Source organism: Salegentibacter sp. BDJ18, from assembly GCF_017579965.1.
GTDB lineage: Bacteria > Bacteroidota > Bacteroidia > Flavobacteriales > Flavobacteriaceae > Salegentibacter.
The window spans coordinates 117,597-137,871 of sequence record NZ_JAFLQX010000014.1 but is presented as its reverse complement, the minus strand read 5'-3'; the positions used below and the strand labels follow the sequence as shown (position 1 = coordinate 137,871).

19 protein-coding genes and 1 riboswitch are annotated in these 20,275 nt (G+C 36.7%); of the genes, 13 read left to right on the top strand and 6 right to left on the bottom strand.

The window, feature by feature from the left end; all coding sequences use genetic code 11:
• Positions 1-259: 259 nt before the first annotated feature.
• The gene (locus tag J0871_RS09080) at positions 260-2,545 is read right to left on the bottom strand and encodes a TonB-dependent receptor (protein WP_208224931.1); all 2,286 of its coding nucleotides are present in this window, start codon (positions 2,543-2,545) and stop codon (positions 260-262) included.
• 11 nt (positions 2,546-2,556) lie between these two features.
• A complete protein-coding gene (locus J0871_RS09075) occupies positions 2,557-3,843 on the bottom strand; it encodes a sorbosone dehydrogenase family protein (protein WP_208224930.1) in 1,287 nt (428 codons plus the stop codon).
• A 156-nt stretch (positions 3,844-3,999) separates the two neighbouring features.
• Here J0871_RS09075 and J0871_RS09070 point away from each other — a divergent pair, with 156 nt between their 5' ends.
• Complete coding sequence (locus J0871_RS09070; RefSeq protein ID WP_208224929.1) at positions 4,000-5,751, top strand: M14 family metallopeptidase; 1,752 nt, start codon at positions 4,000-4,002, stop codon at positions 5,749-5,751.
• On the opposite strand, the gene J0871_RS09065 is transcribed toward J0871_RS09070, so the two are convergent.
• Positions 5,719-6,342, bottom strand: a complete 624-nt coding sequence (locus J0871_RS09065) for an NUDIX domain-containing protein (protein WP_075326235.1) — start codon at positions 6,340-6,342, stop codon at positions 5,719-5,721. The genes J0871_RS09070 and J0871_RS09065 overlap by 33 nt on opposite strands.
• A gap of 7 nt (positions 6,343-6,349) precedes the next feature.
• On the opposite strand from J0871_RS09065, the gene pyrE reads away from it, so the two are divergent.
• Both pyrE and J0871_RS09055 read left to right on the top strand, forming a co-directional pair.
• The gene (gene pyrE / locus J0871_RS09060; protein WP_075326234.1) at positions 6,350-6,994 is read left to right on the top strand and encodes an orotate phosphoribosyltransferase; all 645 of its coding nucleotides are present in this window, start codon (positions 6,350-6,352) and stop codon (positions 6,992-6,994) included.
• The gene (locus J0871_RS09055) at positions 6,994-7,386 is read left to right on the top strand and encodes an SRPBCC family protein (protein WP_208224928.1); all 393 of its coding nucleotides are present in this window, start codon (positions 6,994-6,996) and stop codon (positions 7,384-7,386) included. Before pyrE ends, J0871_RS09055 begins: the two co-directional genes overlap by 1 nt.
• A gap of 114 nt (positions 7,387-7,500) precedes the next feature.
• On the opposite strand, the gene J0871_RS09050 is transcribed toward J0871_RS09055, so the two are convergent.
• Complete coding sequence (locus J0871_RS09050; protein WP_208224927.1) at positions 7,501-8,232, bottom strand: biotin--[acetyl-CoA-carboxylase] ligase; 732 nt, start codon at positions 8,230-8,232, stop codon at positions 7,501-7,503.
• A 95-nt stretch (positions 8,233-8,327) separates the two neighbouring features.
• Here J0871_RS09050 and rsfS point away from each other — a divergent pair, with 95 nt between their 5' ends.
• The 6 genes from rsfS (at position 8,328) to J0871_RS09020 (ending at position 13,243) form a co-directional block, all read left to right on the top strand.
• Positions 8,328-8,699, top strand: coding sequence for a ribosome silencing factor (gene rsfS, locus J0871_RS09045; RefSeq protein ID WP_075326231.1), 372 nt, complete (start codon positions 8,328-8,330; stop codon positions 8,697-8,699).
• Between the two features lie 24 nt (positions 8,700-8,723).
• Complete coding sequence (ftsH, locus tag J0871_RS09040; protein WP_208224926.1) at positions 8,724-10,793, top strand: ATP-dependent zinc metalloprotease FtsH; 2,070 nt, start codon at positions 8,724-8,726, stop codon at positions 10,791-10,793.
• Between the two features lie 99 nt (positions 10,794-10,892).
• Positions 10,893-11,504, top strand: a complete 612-nt coding sequence (locus J0871_RS09035; protein WP_208224925.1) for an LUD domain-containing protein — start codon at positions 10,893-10,895, stop codon at positions 11,502-11,504.
• 3 nt (positions 11,505-11,507) lie between these two features.
• Complete coding sequence (locus J0871_RS09030) at positions 11,508-12,311, top strand: phosphatidate cytidylyltransferase (protein WP_075326228.1); 804 nt, start codon at positions 11,508-11,510, stop codon at positions 12,309-12,311.
• Positions 12,301-12,957 (top strand): phosphatidylserine decarboxylase family protein, encoded by a 657-nt coding sequence (locus J0871_RS09025; protein WP_208224924.1) that lies wholly within the window; start codon positions 12,301-12,303, stop codon positions 12,955-12,957. Before J0871_RS09030 ends, J0871_RS09025 begins: the two co-directional genes overlap by 11 nt.
• Entirely contained in the window at positions 12,950-13,243 is a 294-nt protein-coding gene (locus tag J0871_RS09020) for an acyl-CoA-binding protein (protein ID WP_243870442.1), read from the top strand. The genes J0871_RS09025 and J0871_RS09020 overlap by 8 nt, the downstream gene beginning before the upstream one ends.
• A gap of 30 nt (positions 13,244-13,273) precedes the next feature.
• Here the strand turns inward: J0871_RS09020 and J0871_RS09015 are convergent, their stop codons facing one another.
• Positions 13,274-15,904: a valine--tRNA ligase gene (locus tag J0871_RS09015; RefSeq protein WP_208224923.1), complete on the bottom strand. Its 2,631-nt coding sequence runs from the start codon at positions 15,902-15,904 to the stop codon at positions 13,274-13,276.
• A gap of 136 nt (positions 15,905-16,040) precedes the next feature.
• On the opposite strand from J0871_RS09015, the gene J0871_RS09010 reads away from it, so the two are divergent.
• From J0871_RS09010 to murB, 3 genes are all read left to right on the top strand, one after another.
• Positions 16,041-16,430: a DUF1573 domain-containing protein gene (locus J0871_RS09010; RefSeq protein WP_208224922.1), complete on the top strand. Its 390-nt coding sequence runs from the start codon at positions 16,041-16,043 to the stop codon at positions 16,428-16,430.
• Positions 16,431-16,679: 249 nt separating this feature from the next.
• Positions 16,680-17,870 carry a pyridoxal phosphate-dependent aminotransferase gene (locus J0871_RS09005; RefSeq protein WP_208224921.1) on the top strand — a complete coding sequence of 397 codons (1,191 nt, stop codon included), beginning with the start codon at positions 16,680-16,682 and terminating at the stop codon, positions 17,868-17,870.
• Positions 17,871-17,873: 3 nt separating this feature from the next.
• Positions 17,874-18,887 carry a UDP-N-acetylmuramate dehydrogenase gene (gene murB / locus J0871_RS09000; protein ID WP_208224920.1) on the top strand — a complete coding sequence of 338 codons (1,014 nt, stop codon included), beginning with the start codon at positions 17,874-17,876 and terminating at the stop codon, positions 18,885-18,887.
• Between the two features lie 98 nt (positions 18,888-18,985).
• A riboswitch (TPP riboswitch) is annotated at positions 18,986-19,072 on the top strand.
• 136 nt (positions 19,073-19,208) lie between these two features.
• Here the strand turns inward: murB and J0871_RS08995 are convergent.
• Entirely contained in the window at positions 19,209-19,829 is a 621-nt protein-coding gene (locus J0871_RS08995; RefSeq protein WP_208224919.1) for a fasciclin domain-containing protein, read from the bottom strand.
• A 231-nt stretch (positions 19,830-20,060) separates the two neighbouring features.
• On the opposite strand from J0871_RS08995, the gene J0871_RS08990 reads away from it, so the two are divergent.
• A complete protein-coding gene (locus tag J0871_RS08990) occupies positions 20,061-20,270 on the top strand; it encodes a membrane or secreted protein (RefSeq protein WP_208224918.1) in 210 nt (69 codons plus the stop codon).
• Positions 20,271-20,275 lie beyond the last annotated feature (5 nt).

The window sequence follows — 20,275 nt, the reverse complement described above, 5'->3', positions numbered from 1 at the left end:
ATAAATATTCTCCCCACTATAATTTAATACTTTGCTTGTACTTTCCATAACTTGAGTCTTTTAAGTTTTGATCAGGTAATTTAATAACTGTTCTTGACTTATGGATTACAAACATAAGGGCTATTCACTCTTCACTCTTAACTTTTAACTTTTAACTAAAAAAGATCGCCGCGCTCAATCTTCGCTTGCGATGACGTTTAATATTAAAATTTAGAAAAACCTCACCGGATTAGGAACCCTGTGAGGTTTTCCTGAGTTTTTAAAAAATATAATTCAGTTGAATGCCTCCAAAATAGTTTCTGGGATTCCCGGGATAATAATAACGTGGATCGGCACCTCCAAAGCCAACGGCATTGGTTAATACACTCGCGGCATAATGCTCATCCAGAGCGTTGTTTACACCACCATATAAATTTAAATTTAGTTCCTGAAAAATATTGAAAGTATAACCAGCTTTTAAGTTTACCAAACTGTATTCATCTGTGTAACCTGAATTGGCGTCATCCAGAGGAATTTCTCCTACGTTTCTAAAATTTCCATAAAATTCAAAACCTGATTCGCTCTGAACATCGACCCCAAGGTTTATTGTGTATTTTGGTACTCCGGGCAGTTCATTTCCAGAGAAATCTTCATCATTGTTTACAAATTCATCAAACTCGAAAAAATTTATGGCTCCTTTTACATAAGGTTTAATTGAAATACCAGGTCCAACTAAAAAACGGTAGTTGGTAAGAAACTCAATTCCGTTATGATTGGTTTTTCCTGCGTTTATACCCACATATTGATCTTCTGCCACGCGTTGCGCAACCAGCAAATTCTCTATCTGAATGGAGTACACCGAAATTTCTGTATATAATTTATTTTGAAGCCAATTTCCTTTAAATCCTGCTTCATAATTGATTCCGGTTTCGGGTTCCAGGCTGGTGTTTATCTGCCCTTCAGGAGTTAAGGTTTCAGCCACTGTAGGTGTAGAAAATCCGTGGCTTATGGACGCGTAGATATTCATTCCTTCGCCAACTTCATAACTTGTTCCAATTCTTGGCGAAAAAACAGCATCAAAACCGTAATCCCCGGTTTGGTCTACTTCGTCTTGCGTATAAAGATCGGTTAAACTATAATTTGTGGTGTTTAAATTAAAACCTGCTTCTAGGCTCCATTTATCAGTAAATTCAAGATTAATTTGGGCGAAAAAGTTAGCATAATTTCGGTCCTGTTCATTGTTGCTTTCACGCTCACCTAAAACACTTCCTTCGCCGGGAAAATCTTCATATAAATTAGCAAAAGTTCCGGTTTCATACCATTCATTATAATATTCAGCACCAAAACTAATTTCTGAAGGAAATTCAAAGACCTGGGTGTCTAAATTGAACTTTGTTCGAACCCCGGCCGAAACACGTTCTTCCTTTAAAATATCAAAAGGACGGGGCTCGTAAGCATCTCTAAAGCTTAGAAAAATGCTGGTGGTATTAGTGAAATTACCCGAAAGATCATGCGTGTAAGATCCACCAAGCATTCCGCGATCGTAAGATTCGTATCCCTGGGATTGGCCCCAGGTGAATGCAGCGGTTTCCGGATTGTTTAAAAAATCTTCTTCGTTAATAGAACTCGGAATAAAAGCTTTTAAACGGGTGAAATTCGCAAGATAAGACAAACTACCATTTTCGCTGGTTTTAAGGCTTCCATTTACCAAAGCCGATTTGCGATCGTAATTTCCATTGTCGCGGTAGCCATCGCTGGTTAGATTACTATAAGTTGTAAATAATGCAGAATTGGCAGTAGTGTTTGAAGCCTGATAAACATGTTTCATGGTATTAAAACTTCCAAACTGCGTTTTTGCAACCAGTCTAGCTTCTTCTTTTCCCGGTTGTTTTGAATACAAATTGATAGATCCACCTAGTCCGGCACCATAAATACTGGAAGTTGGACCTTTAATTATTTCAATTCTATCTAAAGTTTCCTGGTCAAAATCGTCTAAAGTAAGTTCTCCCTCGGCAGTAGTTAGCGGAATCCCATCAAAATAAGCCTGAATTCTATTGGTGCTGTATTGTGAACGCGCACCAATACCACGGATATTGATTTTATTAGTATTTAAAGCTCCCTGGTTTACGAACATTCCGGGTACATTATTAAAAGTTTCCAGCACGTTCGTTGCATCAGTTCGGTTAAAATCGGTTTGAGTTACAAGATTTACCGAAGCCGGAACTTCCCTAAGTGATTTAGGTATAACCGTACTGCGCACCACGACTTCTGAAAGTGCTTCAGAGGTAGGACTCAAATAAATTTCCTGCGGAATACTTGTTGTAAGTTGAATTTTTAAAGATTCAAAACCAAGTGCTGAAATCTCGAAATTCCCCGGCAATTGATTAGAATTTACACTAAAAATTCCTTTTTTATCTGAAACTGCAACTAAGGATGAAGCTTTGTAAACAGAAACATCTTCTATAGGTTCACTTGTATTTGCATTTAGTATTTTAAATTGATTTTCCTGTGAAAACAGGTTTCCTATACAAAGTAGGCACAAAAGTGCCAGTAATTTTTTTTCCAATATTTTATATTTTATTCAGCTGAAACTTTCCAGATTATATTTGCATCGTCGTCATTCATCAAAAGATCTCCATTTGGTGTAACAGTTACTCCTACAGGTCTTCCGTGAACTTTACTTTTAGCTTCATCTGCTATAAAACCGGTAAGAAAATCTTCGGGCTGGCCAGGTTGCCCATTTTCGTCAAAAGGAACAAAAAGTATTTTATAACCCGAAAAAACTGCTCTATTCCAGGAACCATGCTGGCCTACAAAAGCACCATTTTTATATTTTTCCGGAAATTTATCTTTGGTGTAAAATGCCAGTCCTAAAGAGGCGGTATGAGGCCCAACAGGAACATCGGGCACCATAGCTTTCTCAACTAATTCTGTATGTGGATCATCTGCCCATCGAGGATCTTGAATTTGCCCATAATAAGAATAAGGCCAGCCATACCAACCATCTTCTTTCACACTAGTAATATAATCTGGCACCAGGTTATTGCCAATTTTATCACGCTCATTTACGGCCGTCCATAATTCACCGGTTATAGGATTCCAATCCATTCCCACGGGATTTCTTAATCCGGCAGCGTATAATTTCTCTCCACTACCATCAGGATTAATTTCGAGGATTGCAGCGCGTCTTTTTTCTTTATCCATTCCATATTCTCCAACATTACTGGCAGAACCAACAGAAACATAAATTTTACTTCCATCTTTATTGGCCAGTAAATTACGGGTCCAGTGATTATTATATCCACCGGCAGGTAAACTAAGAATTTTCTCCCCTTTAGCTTCAATTTTTGTATCCCCTTCAGTATATGGGTATCGGTAAAGACCGTCGGTATTGGCTACGTAGAAATAATTATTCAAAACCAACATTCCGTACGGTTGATTTAAATCATCCAGGAACACTTCCTGATAATTTGGAGTACCATCATCATCTTTATCTCTTATCAATGTAATCTTGTCGGCACTGTTTTTCGTATTAGATTCAACCACAAAAATATCTCCGTTCGGCGCGATATAAGTTCTACGCGGATGTTTTAAGTTCTCAGCAAATTTAGTAACCTTAAAACCGGCTGGAGCCTGTGGTTTTTTATCTCCCCAACCAATCACTTCGCTTTCTTTGGTAACAGATTCGGAAGAAAATGGTGGCACTAATCTAAGTTCACCAATTGCGGTCTCCACCACATCTGCTGGTTGTTGTGAGAGCTCTTTTTTCTTCTCTTCACTAAGGTCTGTATTCACCTGAGCCTGGACCGGGATGGCTAAGCAGCAGGAAAGTGAAAGACCTATAATTGTGGTAAGCTTTTTCATAATTTCAGCATTTTAGTTTAAAATTAGCTTTTAATACTTCGGCTGAAAAGTTTTTAAAGCAGATTAGGTTTACTTTAACAAACGCCAATTAGTCTAAGTTTTTTGGTGGCTAGGCGCGTTTTAGTTAAGTTTATACCTTCAATTGCAAAGGATACTATGAAAAAAATTCTCGTTTTGAGTGTGGGGCTACTTTCGCTGATTTCCTGCGATTTAGAAAAATATCAATTAGTTACCGATTATGATCTTGAAACCCGTTTTGAAAAAAGTGGTGGTAAAGAAACCGGTACTTACGAAGAAGTTATTGATTTTTACACCCAACTTGCCGAAAGTTCTGGCAAAATAAGCCTTGAAGAATTTGGCAAAACCGACAGTGGTGAACCACTTCATCTTGCTATTTATAGCCCAGGCGAAGATTTTGATTTTGAAGAATTAAGAGAGAAAAACAGTATAATTCTTATAAATAACGGTATTCATCCCGGGGAAAGTGACGGCATAGATGCTACAATGATGCTTTTTAGGGATTTGGCGGGAGATTCTATTACCGCTCCAAAAAATACTGTTTTAGCAACAATTCCTGTTTACAACATTGGTGGCGCTTTAAATCGAAATTCTACCAGCCGAACCAATCAAAACGGTCCTGCCGAATATGGTTTTAGAGGAAATGCCAGGAATTACGATTTAAACCGGGATTTTATAAAAGCTGATACCCGTAACACACGAAGTTTCTACGAGATTTTTCACCACGTAAAACCCGATATTTTTATTGATAATCACGTGAGTAATGGGGCCGATTATCAATATACACTTACACACCTTTTCACTCAACATAATAAACTTGGCGGCGAACTTGGTGCTTATTTAGATGAGCAAATTATGCCTGCGTTAGAGGATTCATTAGCAAAAAAGGACTGGGATATTACGCCTTATGTGAATGTTTTTAATGAAGTACCTGAAGAAGGATTCTCGCAGTTCAACGATTATCCTCGTTATTCTACAGGCTATACCACGCTTTGGAACACTATTGGAATGATGGTAGAAACACATATGCTAAAACCTTATCCAAAACGTGTAAGAGGAACATATGAGCTGATGCGCAGTATGATTGGTATTGCTGAAAATGACCGGGAGCGCATGAAAGATATTCGCAACCGGGCTTCCAGGAAATATCTCACAGATCGCTGGTATCCCATAAATTTTAAACCTGATACGGAAAATCCCAGCCAGCGCAGTTTTAAAGGTTACGAAGGTGAAATGATTGCCAGTGAAGTTACCGGTGGCGAACGTTTAAAGTATGATAGCAAAAAACCTTTTACCAAAGAAATAGACTACTATAATAATTTTATTGCTGAAGACACGATTGAAATACCCCGGGCTTATATTGTGCCGCAAGGATGGTGGCAACTCACCGATCTTTTAAAGCTGAACAAAATTAAACTGGAACCTCTTCAAAGCGATACCACTTTATATGTTGAAACTTATAAAATAGAAGATTTTAAAACCAGAGATCAGGCTTATGAAGGCCATTATATGCATAGTGAAACCAAAGTTTCTAAAAAAATGGATTCAGTAAGGTTTAGAAAAGGAGATTTTGTGGTTAAAACCTTTCAGGAAGGTGCGCGCTATTTAATTGAAACTTTAGAGCCAGAAGCGCCGGATTCTTTCTTTAACTGGAATTTCTTTGATACCGTTCTGCAGCAAAAAGAAGGGTTTTCACCTTATGTTTTTGAAGATATCGCTAAAAAAATGCTTGATAAAAATCCCGACTTAAAAGAACGTTTTGAAGAAAAGAAACGTAATGACGCAGAATTTTCAAACAAATCTTACTACCAATTAGACTGGTTGCATAAACAATCTAAACATTATGAAACGGCGCATTTACGCTACCCTATCTTCAGAATGCCTCGTTAAATATTTTTCAGAAAAAAGAAGTTTAATATTTGCATAAGATTTTTGAAGGGCCTTTTGGCTTTTCTTCAAATCTTTCCATTTTGCTTTTTCAATTCCTTCTTTGGTTTCGGGCCTCAATTCTCCATCATAAGAAGTACGCATCTCGTACCAATGGGTAACTTTAAGCCTGTAACGTCCTTTTCGTTTAAATATATGGTAAGTTTTCTGTAGAAATTTAGTCACTTTTAAACCTTCAACCCCCGTTTCTTCTTCCACTTCTCTTATCGCAGAAGCTTCTATAGTTTCGTTTTTTTCAGTCTTACCTTTTGGAAGATCCCAACGTTTTTTTCGGTAGATAAAAAGAATTTCATCTTTATCGTTTAAAACCATTCCGCCGGCGGCGGTAACCACGCGTAACTTTTTAAACAAATGCTTTAATAGTTTTTCTTCTTTTTCGTGGTAAAGATTCACATAAAGCAGTTCACCTTTAGTAATCTTTTTAATTATCCGCTTAATTCTAACCTTCTTAATTGGCAGTGATACATAGTTTTCACCTAAATCTTTCTTTGTTGAGAGAATTAAGGGAATATCATTTACAAAAACTTTATACATTTGCAGTATGATTTTAAATAAAGAAACAGCCAGAACAACTGCTGAACTGTTATTGCAAATTAAAGCAATAAAATTAGATGCACAAGAACCATTTACATGGGCCAGCGGTTGGAAATCGCCAATATACTGCGATAACCGAATAGTTCTCTCCTATCCGCCAATTAGAAATCACATAAGGGAACAGTTTGCACGCCAAATTGAAGAGCTTTATGGAAAACCTGATGTTATTGCAGCGGTAGCAACAGGCGCCATTGGTATTGGGATGTTGGTAGCCGAGATTTTAAGTCTTCCGTTTATCTATGTTCGCCCAGAAGCTAAAAGCCACGGACGAAAAAACCAGATTGAAGGAAATCTCTCTGAGGGCCAAACCGTGGTGGTAATTGAAGACTTAATTAGTACCGGAAACAGTAGTTTAAACGCGGTAAAAGCTCTAAAAGAAGCCAAAGCTAATGTAAAAGGTATGCTTGCCATTTTTACTTACGGTTTTAAAACTGCCGATGAAAATTTTGAAAAAGAAGGAATAGAATTACATACGCTTAGCGATTATGATTTTTTATTGGAAACTGCACAACGCACCAATTATATTAATGCAACTGAAGCCGGTATTTTAAGAGAATGGCGTCAGGATCCCGCAAACTGGAAAAATAAATAATGGATATAGAAAGCCCAAAAGTTACTGCAGATAAAAGTCAGCAGGAAATGTTCAATTTTTTGACCAAGGTTGAGAATTATGAACAATTAATGCCTGAGAGCAAGGAAGTATTTGAAGTTAGAGATGAGAAAACTTTTGTTTTTGGCCTTAAAGGAATGCCCGTTATAAAATTAGAAATCCAGGAAACCATAGAGCCAGAATTGGTTGTATTAGGTTCTACATCAGATAAATTTGATTTTAAATTAAAAGCGCATATCGAAGCTTTAAACGAAAATCAAAGTGAAGTGAAGATGGAATTTAATGGTGAATTTAATGCGATGATGGCGATGATGGTGAAAAAACCATTAACCAAATTCATAAATACTTTAGCTGAAAATATTGGGACGCTATAATTTTTAAAAAACTTTTATTTTAAATTAATATTCTTCAAATTTCAGGTTCTGACTAGAGGTGAAATAATATCAAGTTAGAACCTGAAACAAGTTCAGGTTGACGCAAAATTCTTTTTAATACATCAATTTAATTTCTTTTAAATCGAAAGTTTTAAAAACTGAATCTTCTATTTCCAAATTCAATCTACCCGAAGTGGTGACACCGCGAATAATTCCCGTGAGATACGTGTCATCTGGCAGTTGAAAGGTAGATACCAAATCCCGCCTAAACATATTCCTGGCATATTTTTCTAAAATTGAATCTTCAGTATCAGCATTAATTTGAGTTAATTTATCTTCAAATTCATCGGTAATCCTTTTTAATAATTCATCCAGGTTAAAATTATTCCCAGTGACTAATTTTAAGGAAGAAGCCTGTGGAAGGCCGGGAAATTCAGTTTGATTCACATTTAATCCTACTCCAATTATAGAAGCTGCTATTTCATTATTTTTCAGGATGTTTTCAATAAGAATTCCGCTAATTTTATAGCGTGCTGACATTATGTCGTTAGGCCATTTTACATTTAAGGCAGGCACATTAAATTTGTTTAGCACTTCAATAATTGCCAGTGAAACGGTGGCACTCATTAAAAACTGATGATTTACCCCAACTTTTATTTTTGGATATAAAACGCTAAAAGTAAGGTTCTCCCCTGCATTTGAAACCCAACCAGACCCGCGTTGGCCGCGGCCTTTGGTTTGCTCTTGGACCACTACACATATAGGTTCAAAAGAGGTTTTGCCGCGGTAGAGCTCCCGGGCAAATTCGTTAGTAGAATTGGTGGCATTAACTTTGATTATACGCATACTAATAGTAAGAAATGAAACGGGCGTTAAATGTTATGTAAACTAAGCCTATAAACAGCTAAAAAGTAATAACTTTGCGAAAATAATTAATTTTAATGGCAAAAAAAGAAGCGAACAACGATCAACTTATTGCGCATATAATTAAAGGAATTGAAGAAGTAAAAGGTAACGACATTGATATTCTTGACCTTAGGCAAATAGAAAATACCGTATGTGATTACTTTATAATTTGCAACGGGACTTCCAACACACAGGTAAACGCCATTGTGAATTCCATCCAAAAAACTGTAAGTAAGGCTCTTAAAGACAAACCCTGGCACGTAGAAGGCGGAGAAAATGCAGAGTGGGTACTTTTAGATTATGTAAACGTGGTTGTTCACGTTTTCCAGAAGCATATTAGAGAGTTTTACGATATTGAAAGTCTTTGGGGTGATGCTAAAATCACTTCCATAGAAACCAATTACTAATTATTTAATTTAGAATTACCAAGAATGGCGAAACAGCAACCCAAAAAAAATACAGATCCCAAGAAGCCTAAATTTAATGCTTACTGGATCTATGCCGCTATAATTATTATATTCATAGGAATCAATTTCTTTAGTGGAGGCGGTTTTAGTGAACCAGCGCAAACCAATCCGGCTGAATTTCTATCTTATCTTAGAGACGGTGATGTAAAAAAGGTAGAGATTGTAAACCGAAAACAAGCTAAGGTTTATCTAACCGAAGAGGCAGCACAAAAAGATATACATAGGCAAGCTAACGATCCCGAACTTTTTAACACCGGTGGTGAAACTCCGGCTTATAGTTTTGAGTTTGGTGATTTGCAAAACCTTGAAGACGATATCAAGGAAATAAAAGCTGAAAATAATTTAGACACCACTGTTGTTTACGATACGCAAAGTAACGTAATGAGCGAGATTTTCTGGGCATTATTACCCTTTATCCTCATTATTGGTGTTTGGATTTTTATAATGAAAAAAATGAGCTCTGGTGCCGGTGGCGGTGCAGGAGGCCAGATTTTCAATATTGGCAAATCAAAAGCAAAATTATTTGACCAAAATACCGATGTAAAAACTTCTTTTAAAGATGTTGCCGGCCTGGAAGGCGCAAAAGAAGAAGTACAGGAGATTGTAGATTTTCTTAAACATCCAGAGAAATATACTTCGCTAGGTGGTAAAATTCCTAAAGGAGCTTTACTTGTAGGCCCTCCCGGAACCGGTAAAACCTTACTGGCAAAAGCGGTTGCTGGAGAAGCTAAAGTGCCTTTTTTCTCACTTTCTGGATCAGATTTCGTAGAAATGTTTGTAGGAGTTGGTGCTTCAAGGGTTCGTGACTTATTTAAGCAAGCCAAGGAGAAATCACCTTCCATTATTTTTATTGATGAAATTGATGCTATTGGTCGTGCCAGGGGAAAAAGTAATTTTTCCGGTTCTAACGATGAACGTGAAAATACCTTAAACCAGCTATTAACAGAAATGGATGGTTTTGGAACCAATACTAACGTTATTGTAGTTGCTGCAACCAACCGTGCCGATGTACTGGATAAAGCGCTAATGCGTGCTGGAAGATTTGACCGACAAATTTATGTTGATCTCCCAGATTTAAATGAAAGAAAGGAAATTTTTGAAGTTCACTTAAAGCCACTTAAAAAAGTAGCCGAAGAACTTGATACTGAATTTTTAGCAAAACAAACTCCGGGATTCTCTGGAGCTGATATTGCCAATGTTTGTAACGAAGCTGCACTTATCGCTGCTCGTAAAGGCAATAAAGCGGTAGGAAAACAGGATTTCCTTGACGCCGTAGACCGTATAGTTGGCGGACTTGAGAAAAAGAACAAAATTATTACTCCAGACGAGAAAAAAGCAATTGCCTATCACGAAGCTGGCCACGCGACTGTAAGTTGGATGTTAGAGCATGCGGCTCCACTGGTAAAGGTAACTATTGTTCCGCGTGGACAATCACTTGGTGCCGCCTGGTATTTGCCTGAAGAACGTCTTATTGTAAGACCAGAGCAAATGCTGGATGAAATGTGTGCTGCCCTTGGTGGGCGTGCCGCAGAGAAAGTGGTTTTTGATAAAATTTCAACCGGAGCTTTAAGCGATCTTGAAAAAGTAACTAAACAAGCTAAAGCAATGGTTACTATTTATGGGTTGAACGATAAAGTTGGAAACCTTACTTATTATGATTCTTCTGGCCAGAGTGAATATAATTTCACCAAGCCATATAGTGAAAGTACATCTGAGCTTATTGATAAAGAGATTTCAAATTTAATTGAAACCCAATATCAACGAGCCATAGATTTACTTACCAAACACAAAGATAAACTGGGACAGTTAGCCGATATTCTCCTTGATAAAGAGGTAATCTTTAAAGATGATTTGGAAACTATCTTCGGAAAAAGACCTTATGATAAGGACAAGGAAAAAACTGAAGTTTTAGGAAAGAAAGAAGAAACTCCTAAAATTGAAGAAAAAGCCGCTGAAACCGAAGAACAAAATCCCACCCCCGGAAGTGATTCTGAAGAGAACACGATAACTGAAGATAATTCAGTTAATAAATAGTTCACAACCACGGTTTAAAAAATCTTAATTTACCTAAGTGTTAAATTAAGATTTTTTACCTTTGGTTAAAATGACGTTGAGAACCACACCCAAAACTCTATGAGTCTATTTAGAAGATTTCTTAACCCTAAATCTAAATCAGACAAAAAACAGGAATCTCCTGAAAAAGCTGAGCGGGGAAAATACATGCCAGAGGTAAAACTCCCTACTGATGAGCGTTTTATGCTTAATTTTAAAAATAACGGGGGTAAATTTCTCTATTGTGAAGACAATAAAGAGATGCAAGAAGCTTTTGATAATATTTTACTGGAAAACGATTGGTACGAAAAAGAATGTTTTTGCCTTGATCCCAATCTTCAGGATAAATTTAAAGGTTTCAACCTTAGTTTTACCAGGTCTGGTGCGGCTCCATTCTTTCTTTCTACCTGTGAGTACCTGGTAGCAAACGATGGTTCAATACTTATTTCTTCTAACCAGATTAAAGAATGCAAACTCAACGATTTACCCGATAATTTTGTTATTATTTCTTCTACAAGCCAGTTAATAGATACAATTGGTGAAGGCCTTCGCGGCATTAAATTTAGAAACAAACAGCGAATTCCTTCTAATATTACTACCATCAAAAATTTTGAAACGCAGAAAGAAGGTGATTTTATGAGCTATGGAAGTAGTACAAAAAACCTATATTTGCTCCTGCTGGAAGATTTATAACACATGAGGGAAGCTATTATTAGAACTATTTCAGGATTGTTGTATGTATCCATATTGGTGGCTTCTATACTTTCTTCAGAATTAATTTTTATCAGCTTATTTTATCTTTTAGGACTAGTTTGTCTTATAGAAATGCAAAAACTTCTGCATTTAAAAAGCTATGCACTCTATGGTGTACAAGCCTTACTTTTTTATCTTTTCAGCTATTTAAAATTTAATCAGGATGCTACAATCCTGTTGCTCTTTATTACCATATTCGTAAACTTATTTCTTGTAAAAGATTTACTGGTAGTGAGAAAAATACCTGTTTTTGAAAAGAAGAAATATATTATAATTATTTTTTACTTAATTTCTTCGGTAATTTTTCTCACCCTAATTCCAACCATAGAAGGCGTTTTTATTCCAAAATTGGTAGTAGGTATTTTTATCCTAATTTGGACTAATGATACTTTTGCTTATATTGTTGGAAAGAATTTTGGAAGCAAAAAACTCTTTGAACGTATTTCTCCCAATAAAACTGTAGAAGGTTTCCTGGGCGGAGTTATTTTTAGTGGTGTAGCCAGTTTTTTTATTTTTTATTACACCCAGTTCCTCACCTTCCCTATCTGGCTGGGAATGGCCATAATACTTAGTGTTTTTGGAACTCTTGGAGATCTTATTCAATCAAAATTTAAACGGCAGGCAGGCGTAAAAGACAGCGGCACCTTAATGCCAGGACACGGCGGCTTGTTTGACAGGCTTGACAGTATTATCTTTTCGAGTCCATTTGTATATGCTTATCTATATATTCTAGACTATGTTTCATAAAGAAGGTTATAAAATTATGGCGTTGGCAGCACTGCTGCTTATTGCAATAAACGTGGTATCTTATTCGTTAATAAATACATACTGGGTAAAATTTGCTATCCTGGTAGTCACTATCATACTGTTTTTTCTAATTATTCAATTTTTTAGAAATCCTAAACGGAATACAGTTTTAAACGATGCGCACGTGGTGGCACCAGTAGACGGAAAAGTAGTGGCCATTGAAGAAGTAGAAGAAAAAGAATACTTTAAAGACAAACGTTTGCAGGTTTCTATTTTTATGTCACCAATAAATGTACACGTAACCAGGCATCCAATTGGCGGAAAAGTAAAATACAGTAAATATCAGCCCGGGAAATTTTTGGTGGCCTGGCATCCAAAATCCAGTGAGGAGAATGAGAGAACAACGGTAGTGGTAGAAAATGATATTGCCGGAGAAGTTTTATACCGGCAAATTGCCGGGGCAATGGCAAAAAGAATTGTAAACTATGCTGAAGTTGGAAATGAAGTAATCCAGGGCAGTGACAGCGGATTTATAAAATTCGGTTCTCGGGTAGATGTGTTTCTACCTTTAAACACACCAATTTCGGTGAAACTTAACCAGAAGGTAAAAGGTGGGCTAAGTATAATAGCCAAAATTGATGAATAAGCAGTACGTTATGCCTGAAACAACAGATGAAAAATTTTTAAAAGCCTATGACATGGCCAGCAAAACCACGCAAAAATTTGCGCCAGATGTTATGCTTCATTTCTACGCCTATTACAAGAAAGCCACTCAGGTAAACGGATTTTACGTCCCGCCTACCAACGAAGGAGATCTTAGAAATGCTTTTAAAATAAACGCTTTATTACAGGTGAAAAATTTGACCAAGCAGGAAGCTCGGGAAAAATATGTAGAACTTGTAGAAGAACATATTGGCGAAGTAACCGAATAATCACTCCGCCAAAAATCTCCTTTTAATAATTTATTTCAGACTTTTTAAGCTGGCTTTAATAGCTTCAATTTTGGCTTCAGCATCGGCTTTTTTAGCTTTTTCTATAGCCACAACTTTTTCAGGCGCATTATTTACAAAACGCTCGTTAGAAAGTTTCTTCTCTACAGATTTCAAAAAACCTTCATTATACTTTAATTCCTCTTCCAGTTTTTCAATTTCAGCCTCAACATCTATAGAACCGGCAATTGGAATAAAATATTCGTTAGATTTTACACGGAATGAAAGTGCACCTTCCACCTGCTTATCTACATAGCTAAAAGCATCTATATTTCCCATTTTCAAGATTACAGGATCAAATAATTCTGAAGCTTTTTCATTATTCATCACCATAAGATCTATGGTGTTTTTGAATGAAATATTCTTCTCTTTCCTTACTTTTCTAATTCCCGCTATAACTTCTGAAGCCAAAGCAAACTCATTGATTATTTCTTCATTGAAATCTTTAAGCTCAGGCCATTTTGCGATTATTAAAGCTTCAGATGCTTTTCTTTCGGTAATTTCCTGCCAAATCTCTTCGGTCACAAACGGCATAAAAGGGTGAAGAATCTTTAAATTATCTTCTAAAATTTCTATTACCGCTTTATATGTTTTCGCATCTATTGGCTGCCCGTAAGCGGGTTTTACCATTTCAAGGAACCAGGAACAGTAATCGTCCCAAATCAATTTGTAAGTACTCATTAAAGCATCACTCATTCTGTATTTAGAGTAATGGTCTTCAATTTCGGCAAGAGTTTTTCTAAACCTGGCTGTGTACCAGTCTATCGCGATTTTAGATGTTTCGTCCTGTTCTTTTTCTTCGGAAACTTCCCAGCCTTTTACCAGCCTGAAAGCATTCCAGATTTTATTTGAAAAAGCACTTCCCTGCTTACACAGGTCTTCTTCAAACATTAAATCGTTCCCGGCAGGAGAACTCAGTAGCATTCCTACCCTAACGCCATCGGCGCCGTATTGTTCAATTAGTCCCAGCGGGTCTGGAGAATTCCCTAGCGACTTGGACATCTTTCGACGCTGTTTATCCCGAACAATCCCGGTGAGGTAGACATTTTTAAAAGGACGTTCACCTCTATATTCATATCCAGCCATAATCATACGTGCTACCCAGAAAAATAAAATTTCAGGAGCGGTCACAAGATCGTTGGTAGGATAGTAATATTTAATTTCTTCATTTTCCGGCTCAAGAATACCGTTAAAAACGCTCATTGGCCACAACCACGAAGAAAACCAGGTATCCAATGCATCTTTATCCTGAATTAATTCTTCAGCCTTTAATTCAGCAATCCCTGACTTTTCTCTTGCTTTTTCCAGGGCCTCTTCAGCGGTTTCAGCAACTACAAAATCTTCTTTTCCACTTCCATAGAAATAAGCGGGAATCTGTTGTCCCCATAAAAGCTGACGTGAGATATTCCAGTCACGCACATTTTCCATCCAGTGCTTGTAGGTATTCAGAAATTTATCTGGCACCAGGTTAATTTCGTCACCAACCACGGCATCAATTGCCGGTTTGGCAAGTTCTTTCATCTTTAAAAACCATTGATCGCTAAGTTTTGGTTCTATTACCGCACCGGTACGCTCACTGGTTCCTACTTTATTAATGTGCTCTTCAGTCTTGGTAAGCACACCCATTTCTTTTAACTCTTCTACTATTTCTTTTCTAGCCTGGAACCTGTCTTTACCTTCGTAATGCATTCCGTGGGCATTAAGACTGGCATCATCGTTAAGGATATCAATTACCTCAAGGTTATGCTTATCGCCAAGCATTTTATCGTTTTCATCGTGAGCCGGTGTTACTTTTAAACAACCGGTACCAAACTCCACATCTACATATTCATCTTCAATAATTGGAATCACGCGATTACAAATAGGAACAATCGCTTTCTTACCTTTTAAATGTGTGAAACGTTCATCGTTTGGATTGATACAAATTGCGGTATCCCCAAGAATAGTTTCAGGACGCGTGGTGGCAATAGTTAAAACATCATCACTGCCTTCTACTTTATAATTTAAATAATAAAGATTTCCCTGCTTTTCAATATGAATTACTTCTTCATCAGAAAGTGTAGTTTTCGCTACGGGATCCCAGTTTACCATTCGGTAACCGCGGTAAATAAGACCTTTTTCATATAGATCTACAAAAACCTTAATTACAGAGGCTGACATATTATCATCCATCGTAAACTTGGTTCGGTCCCAATCACAGGATGCGCCCAGCTTTTTTAACTGCTCCAGGATAATACCACCGTGCTTGTGTGTCCAGTCCCACGCGTGTTGTAGAAATTCCTCACGGCTAAGATCGTTTTTATCAATTCCTTCAGCCTTTAATTTTGCTACTACTTTAGCTTCAGTTGCAATAGAAGCATGATCTGTTCCCGGTACCCAGCAAGCGTTGAAGCCCTTTAACCTGGCGCGTCTCACCAAAACATCCTGAATGGTATTATTCAGCATATGACCCATGTGTAAAACCCCGGTCACGTTTGGCGGCGGTATTACAATGGTGTAAGGCTCACGCTCATCTACTTCAGAATGAAAATACTTGTTTTCCATCCAGTAGTTATACCATTTATCTTCTACTTTTTTTGAATCGTATTGGGAAGCAATCGCCATATTGGTCTGGTTTTTGAAAAATAAAGGCAAAAGTAATTATAACTTAAGGATTATAAAAGAAGTTGATTTGAATATAATTTTGAGTGTACATCATTTCAACTTATCTTTACCTTTCGTTTATTAAAAACCAGAAATTATGAAAAAGTTAATCGCAATTGCCATTTTTGTTGTTGCCGGGTTAGGCACAGCAATGGCGCAGGAAACAGCCAAAATAGAATTCAAGAGTGAAACTATTGATTATGGCGAAATAAAAAAAGGAAGTGACGGTGTTCGCGTTTTTGAATTCACCAATACAGGAAATGTTCCATTGGTTATTGCCAATGTAACTTCAAGTTGTGGGTGTACAATTCCAAAGAAACCAGAAGAACCAATTCAACCGGGAGAAACCGGCGAAATCCAGGTAAAATATAACACTAAACTTGTGGGGCCAATTAGAAAAACGGTTACCGTTTATTCTAATGCCGAAGAAGCCACAAAATCGCTTAAAATTAAAGGTAGAGTTATCGAGGACGATAGCAGCCATTAATTTTAAGATGAAGAAATAAAAAGCCGTTTGAAGTTTATTTCCGTCAAGTTGATTTCAGTTTCTAAAATCTTAGATCCTGAAATAAATTCAGGATGACGTTTATATAAAAAATTCAAACGGCTTTTTTACGCTCATAATTGTACATTTCACCTTAAAAAGGTACATATTCTTTTCAGGCCAATTATAACATAAATAGGCCTGAAATTTTAAAGGAATTTTGCATTTTTGCACAGTATTAAAAACAATCTCATGCCAAGTATTTCAAACAAAGGGCGCAATATGCCCGAATCTCCCATAAGAAAACTAGTTCCTTTTGCTGAAGCAGCAGTAAAAAAAGGAAAAAAAATCTACCAGTTAAATATTGGGCAACCAGATATTGAAACACCTAAAGCAGCATTAGACGCGGTTAAGAATAATGATATAGATGTTCTTTCTTATAGCCATTCTGCGGGTTTTGTATCTTATAGAACCAAATTAGCGAAATACTATCGTAAGAATGATATTCCGGTAGATGCTGAAGATATTATTATAACCACAGGAGGTTCAGAAGCTTTATTATTTGCTATGGGAAGCATTACCGATCCCGGCGATGAAGTTATAATTCCCGAGCCTTTTTATGCAAATTACAACGGATTTGCTACAGCTTCAGGAGTTGATATCGTGCCTATAAAAGGATCTATTGAAGATAATTTTTCGCTTCCTGCTATTTCAGAGTTTGAGAAATTAATTACCAATAAAACTAAAGCGATCTTGCTTTGTAACCCTGGAAACCCAACCGGGTATCTTTATACGCGTGATGAAATTCAGCAGTTGGCAGATTTAGCAATAAGACACGATTTGTTTATTGTTGCAGATGAAGTTTATCGTGAATTCGCTTACGATGGGGTTAAGCATCATTCAATTATGAGCATTCCCGGCCTTGAGCAAAACGCTATTATGGTAGATTCTGTTTCTAAACGTTACAGCATGTGTGGTGCAAGAATTGGCTGCCTGGTTTCAAAAAATAAGGAAGTTATGATTGCCGCAATGAAATTTGCCCAGGCAAGATTAAGCCCACCTACATTTGCTCAAATTGCCGCTGAAGCCGCATTAGATACTCCAGATGAATATTTTGAAGAAGTAAATAAGGAATATACCGATCGAAGAAACCTTTTAATTGAAGGTTTAGAGCAAATTCCCGGGGTAAAAGTAGCAAAACCCAAAGGTGCATTTTACTGCATCGCAGAATTACCAATAGATAACGCCGATAAATTTGCCCAGTGGTTGCTGGAAGATTTTCAGCATAACGGGGAAACAGTAATGGTAGCTCCCGCTAATGGCTTCTACTCTACTCCAAATACCGGGATGAACCAGGTGCGAATTGCCTATGTTTTGAAAAAAGAAAACCTGGAAAAAGCCATAGAAATTCTAAAAATAGCCCTGGAAGAATATAATAAATAGGCTATGCAGGTTGCTGAAAATTTTTCGCTGAAAGAACACAATACTTTTGGAGTAGATGTAAATGCCCGGAAATTCGTCTCGGTGCATTCTACTGATGAATTGCGTGATGTTTTACAGCAAACCTATGCCTCAGAAATTTTTGTACTTGGCGGTGGCAGCAATATGTTGCTAACCCAGGATATAGATAAAACAGTGGTTCATATTGGCATTAAGGGAATAGAACTTATTTCTGAAAGTCGGGATGAAGTAGTTTTAAAAGTTGGTGCCGGTGAAAACTGGCACCAATTTGTTTTATATTGTATTGAAAAGGGCTACGGCGGATTAGAAAACCTTTCCTTAATACCCGGAAATGTGGGTACAGCACCCGTTCAAAATATAGGAGCGTATGGCGTGGAACTCAAAGATACATTTGAATCTTGCGAGGCTATGCGAATACAAACCCTGGAAATTGAAACTTTTAACCTGCAACAATGTGAATTTGATTATCGTAATTCAGTATTTAAAAATAAGCTGAAGGGAGAATATATTATCACTTCGGTTAATTTTAGATTAAGTAAAAAAGACCATCAATTAAGAACCGAATATGGTGCCATCCAGGCTGAATTAGATAAGAAGCAAATTAAAAAACCTAACATTAAAGATGTATCTGATGCTGTTATAAGCATTAGGCAGCAAAAATTACCCGATCCCAGGGAATTAGGAAACAGCGGTAGTTTTTTTAAAAATCCGGTTATAAAAGAGGCTGAATTTAAAAAACTTCAAAAAAAATTCCCAGAAATGCCTTTCTATGCCTTGCAGGCAAATAACATAAAAATTCCCGCAGGTTGGTTAATAGACCAGGCTGGATTAAAGGGGTACAGACAGGGAGATGCCGGAGTTCATAAAAACCAGGCGTTGGTATTGGTTAATTATGGAAACGCTACCGGGGAAGAAATTTTAGCACTTTCCAGGGAAATTCAGGATAAAATTTATAAAAAATACAATATCAAACTTGAACCTGAAGTTAATGTATTTTAAATGTTTGTAGAAAAAAAATTAACGCTTGTCCTACAAAAACACCTCCTTAATTAACTTACAATTAGCAGTTTACATTCAAAAACAATCTTATATTTATAATATCAATATCGGGGTGCTTAGGCTGAGATATACCCGCAAAACCTGATCTGGTTAATCCCAGCGTAGGAAATATTGAATCTGTAAAGACTTTATTGTCTTTTAAGAGAGAGCTTCATTTTCCGCAAAGAAAATGAAGCTTTTCTTTTTTTTAATAATACCAAAAAAAATCCACCGGTAAAATATTACCAGTGGATTTTATTCAAAATCAATCTTTTTATCTAACTAAGATTCTTTTTTCTTCATTACTACCCCATCTATTAGGTGCACCATCCCGTTAGAGGCTTCAATATCTGTAGCAATAATAGTTGCTTTGTTTCCATTTTCATCTTGCAGAACAATATTGTCTCCTTCCATCATTACCTTAAGTTCAGCACCATCCATGGTAGAAATACTTGCTTCACCTTCGCCATCTTCAATCATTTGGCTTAGATCTGAAGCTGTTATTTCATCATCTACCACATGATATTTTAAGACAGTAGCTAATTGGTCCTGATTTTCGCTCATCATCAATTCATCCATTGTAGCCTCGTCAACTTTTTCAAAAGCGCTATTGGTTGGCGCAAAAACCGTATATGGGCCTTCATCTTCGGTAAAAGTATCAGCTAAATCAGCATTTTGTAATGCACTTACAAGAGTGCTTAAAGAATCTGTCTCCATTGCTTTTGCAGCAATACTGTTAGATTCCATTTCCATACGTTCTTCTTCAGCAGCCATTTCAGCCTGGCGTTCGACTTCCTGCTGCTCCATTTTAGCCTTTTCTTCTTCTTTCTTTTTGGTATCTTCACAAGAAGTAAAACTGAAAGCAAAAACTGCCAGAAGAATTATTAAAATTTTAGTTTTCATAAATTTAGTTTTTAGTAGTTAATCGAACTAATTTATTCTCTAATCCCGACATTTTTAGGGATTTACGATTAAATTTTAGTTAAAGTATGTAAAGCTTATACTAATATGCGCTCTAATTTTCCCAAACGTCATTTTATTGTTATTTTTGCATCAGTAATACGTCCGAATGTTTTTCGGGAATTATTAAAATAAAAGTCTGCTTTAAAAAAGCGATTTTAGAAAAATACAGCTATGAAATTATTATTAATAACAATAGTACTTTTAGGACTGGCCTTTGCCGGAATTGCCATAAAAATATGGGGAAAGAAAGACGGTAAATTTGCAGGAACCTGCGCAAGCCAAAGTCCATTTTTAAATAAAGAAGGTGAAGCCTGCAGTTTTTGCGGTAAATTACCCGAAGAAATGTCTGATTGCTCTGGAGAAAAAAAAGCGGCTAATTAGATTAA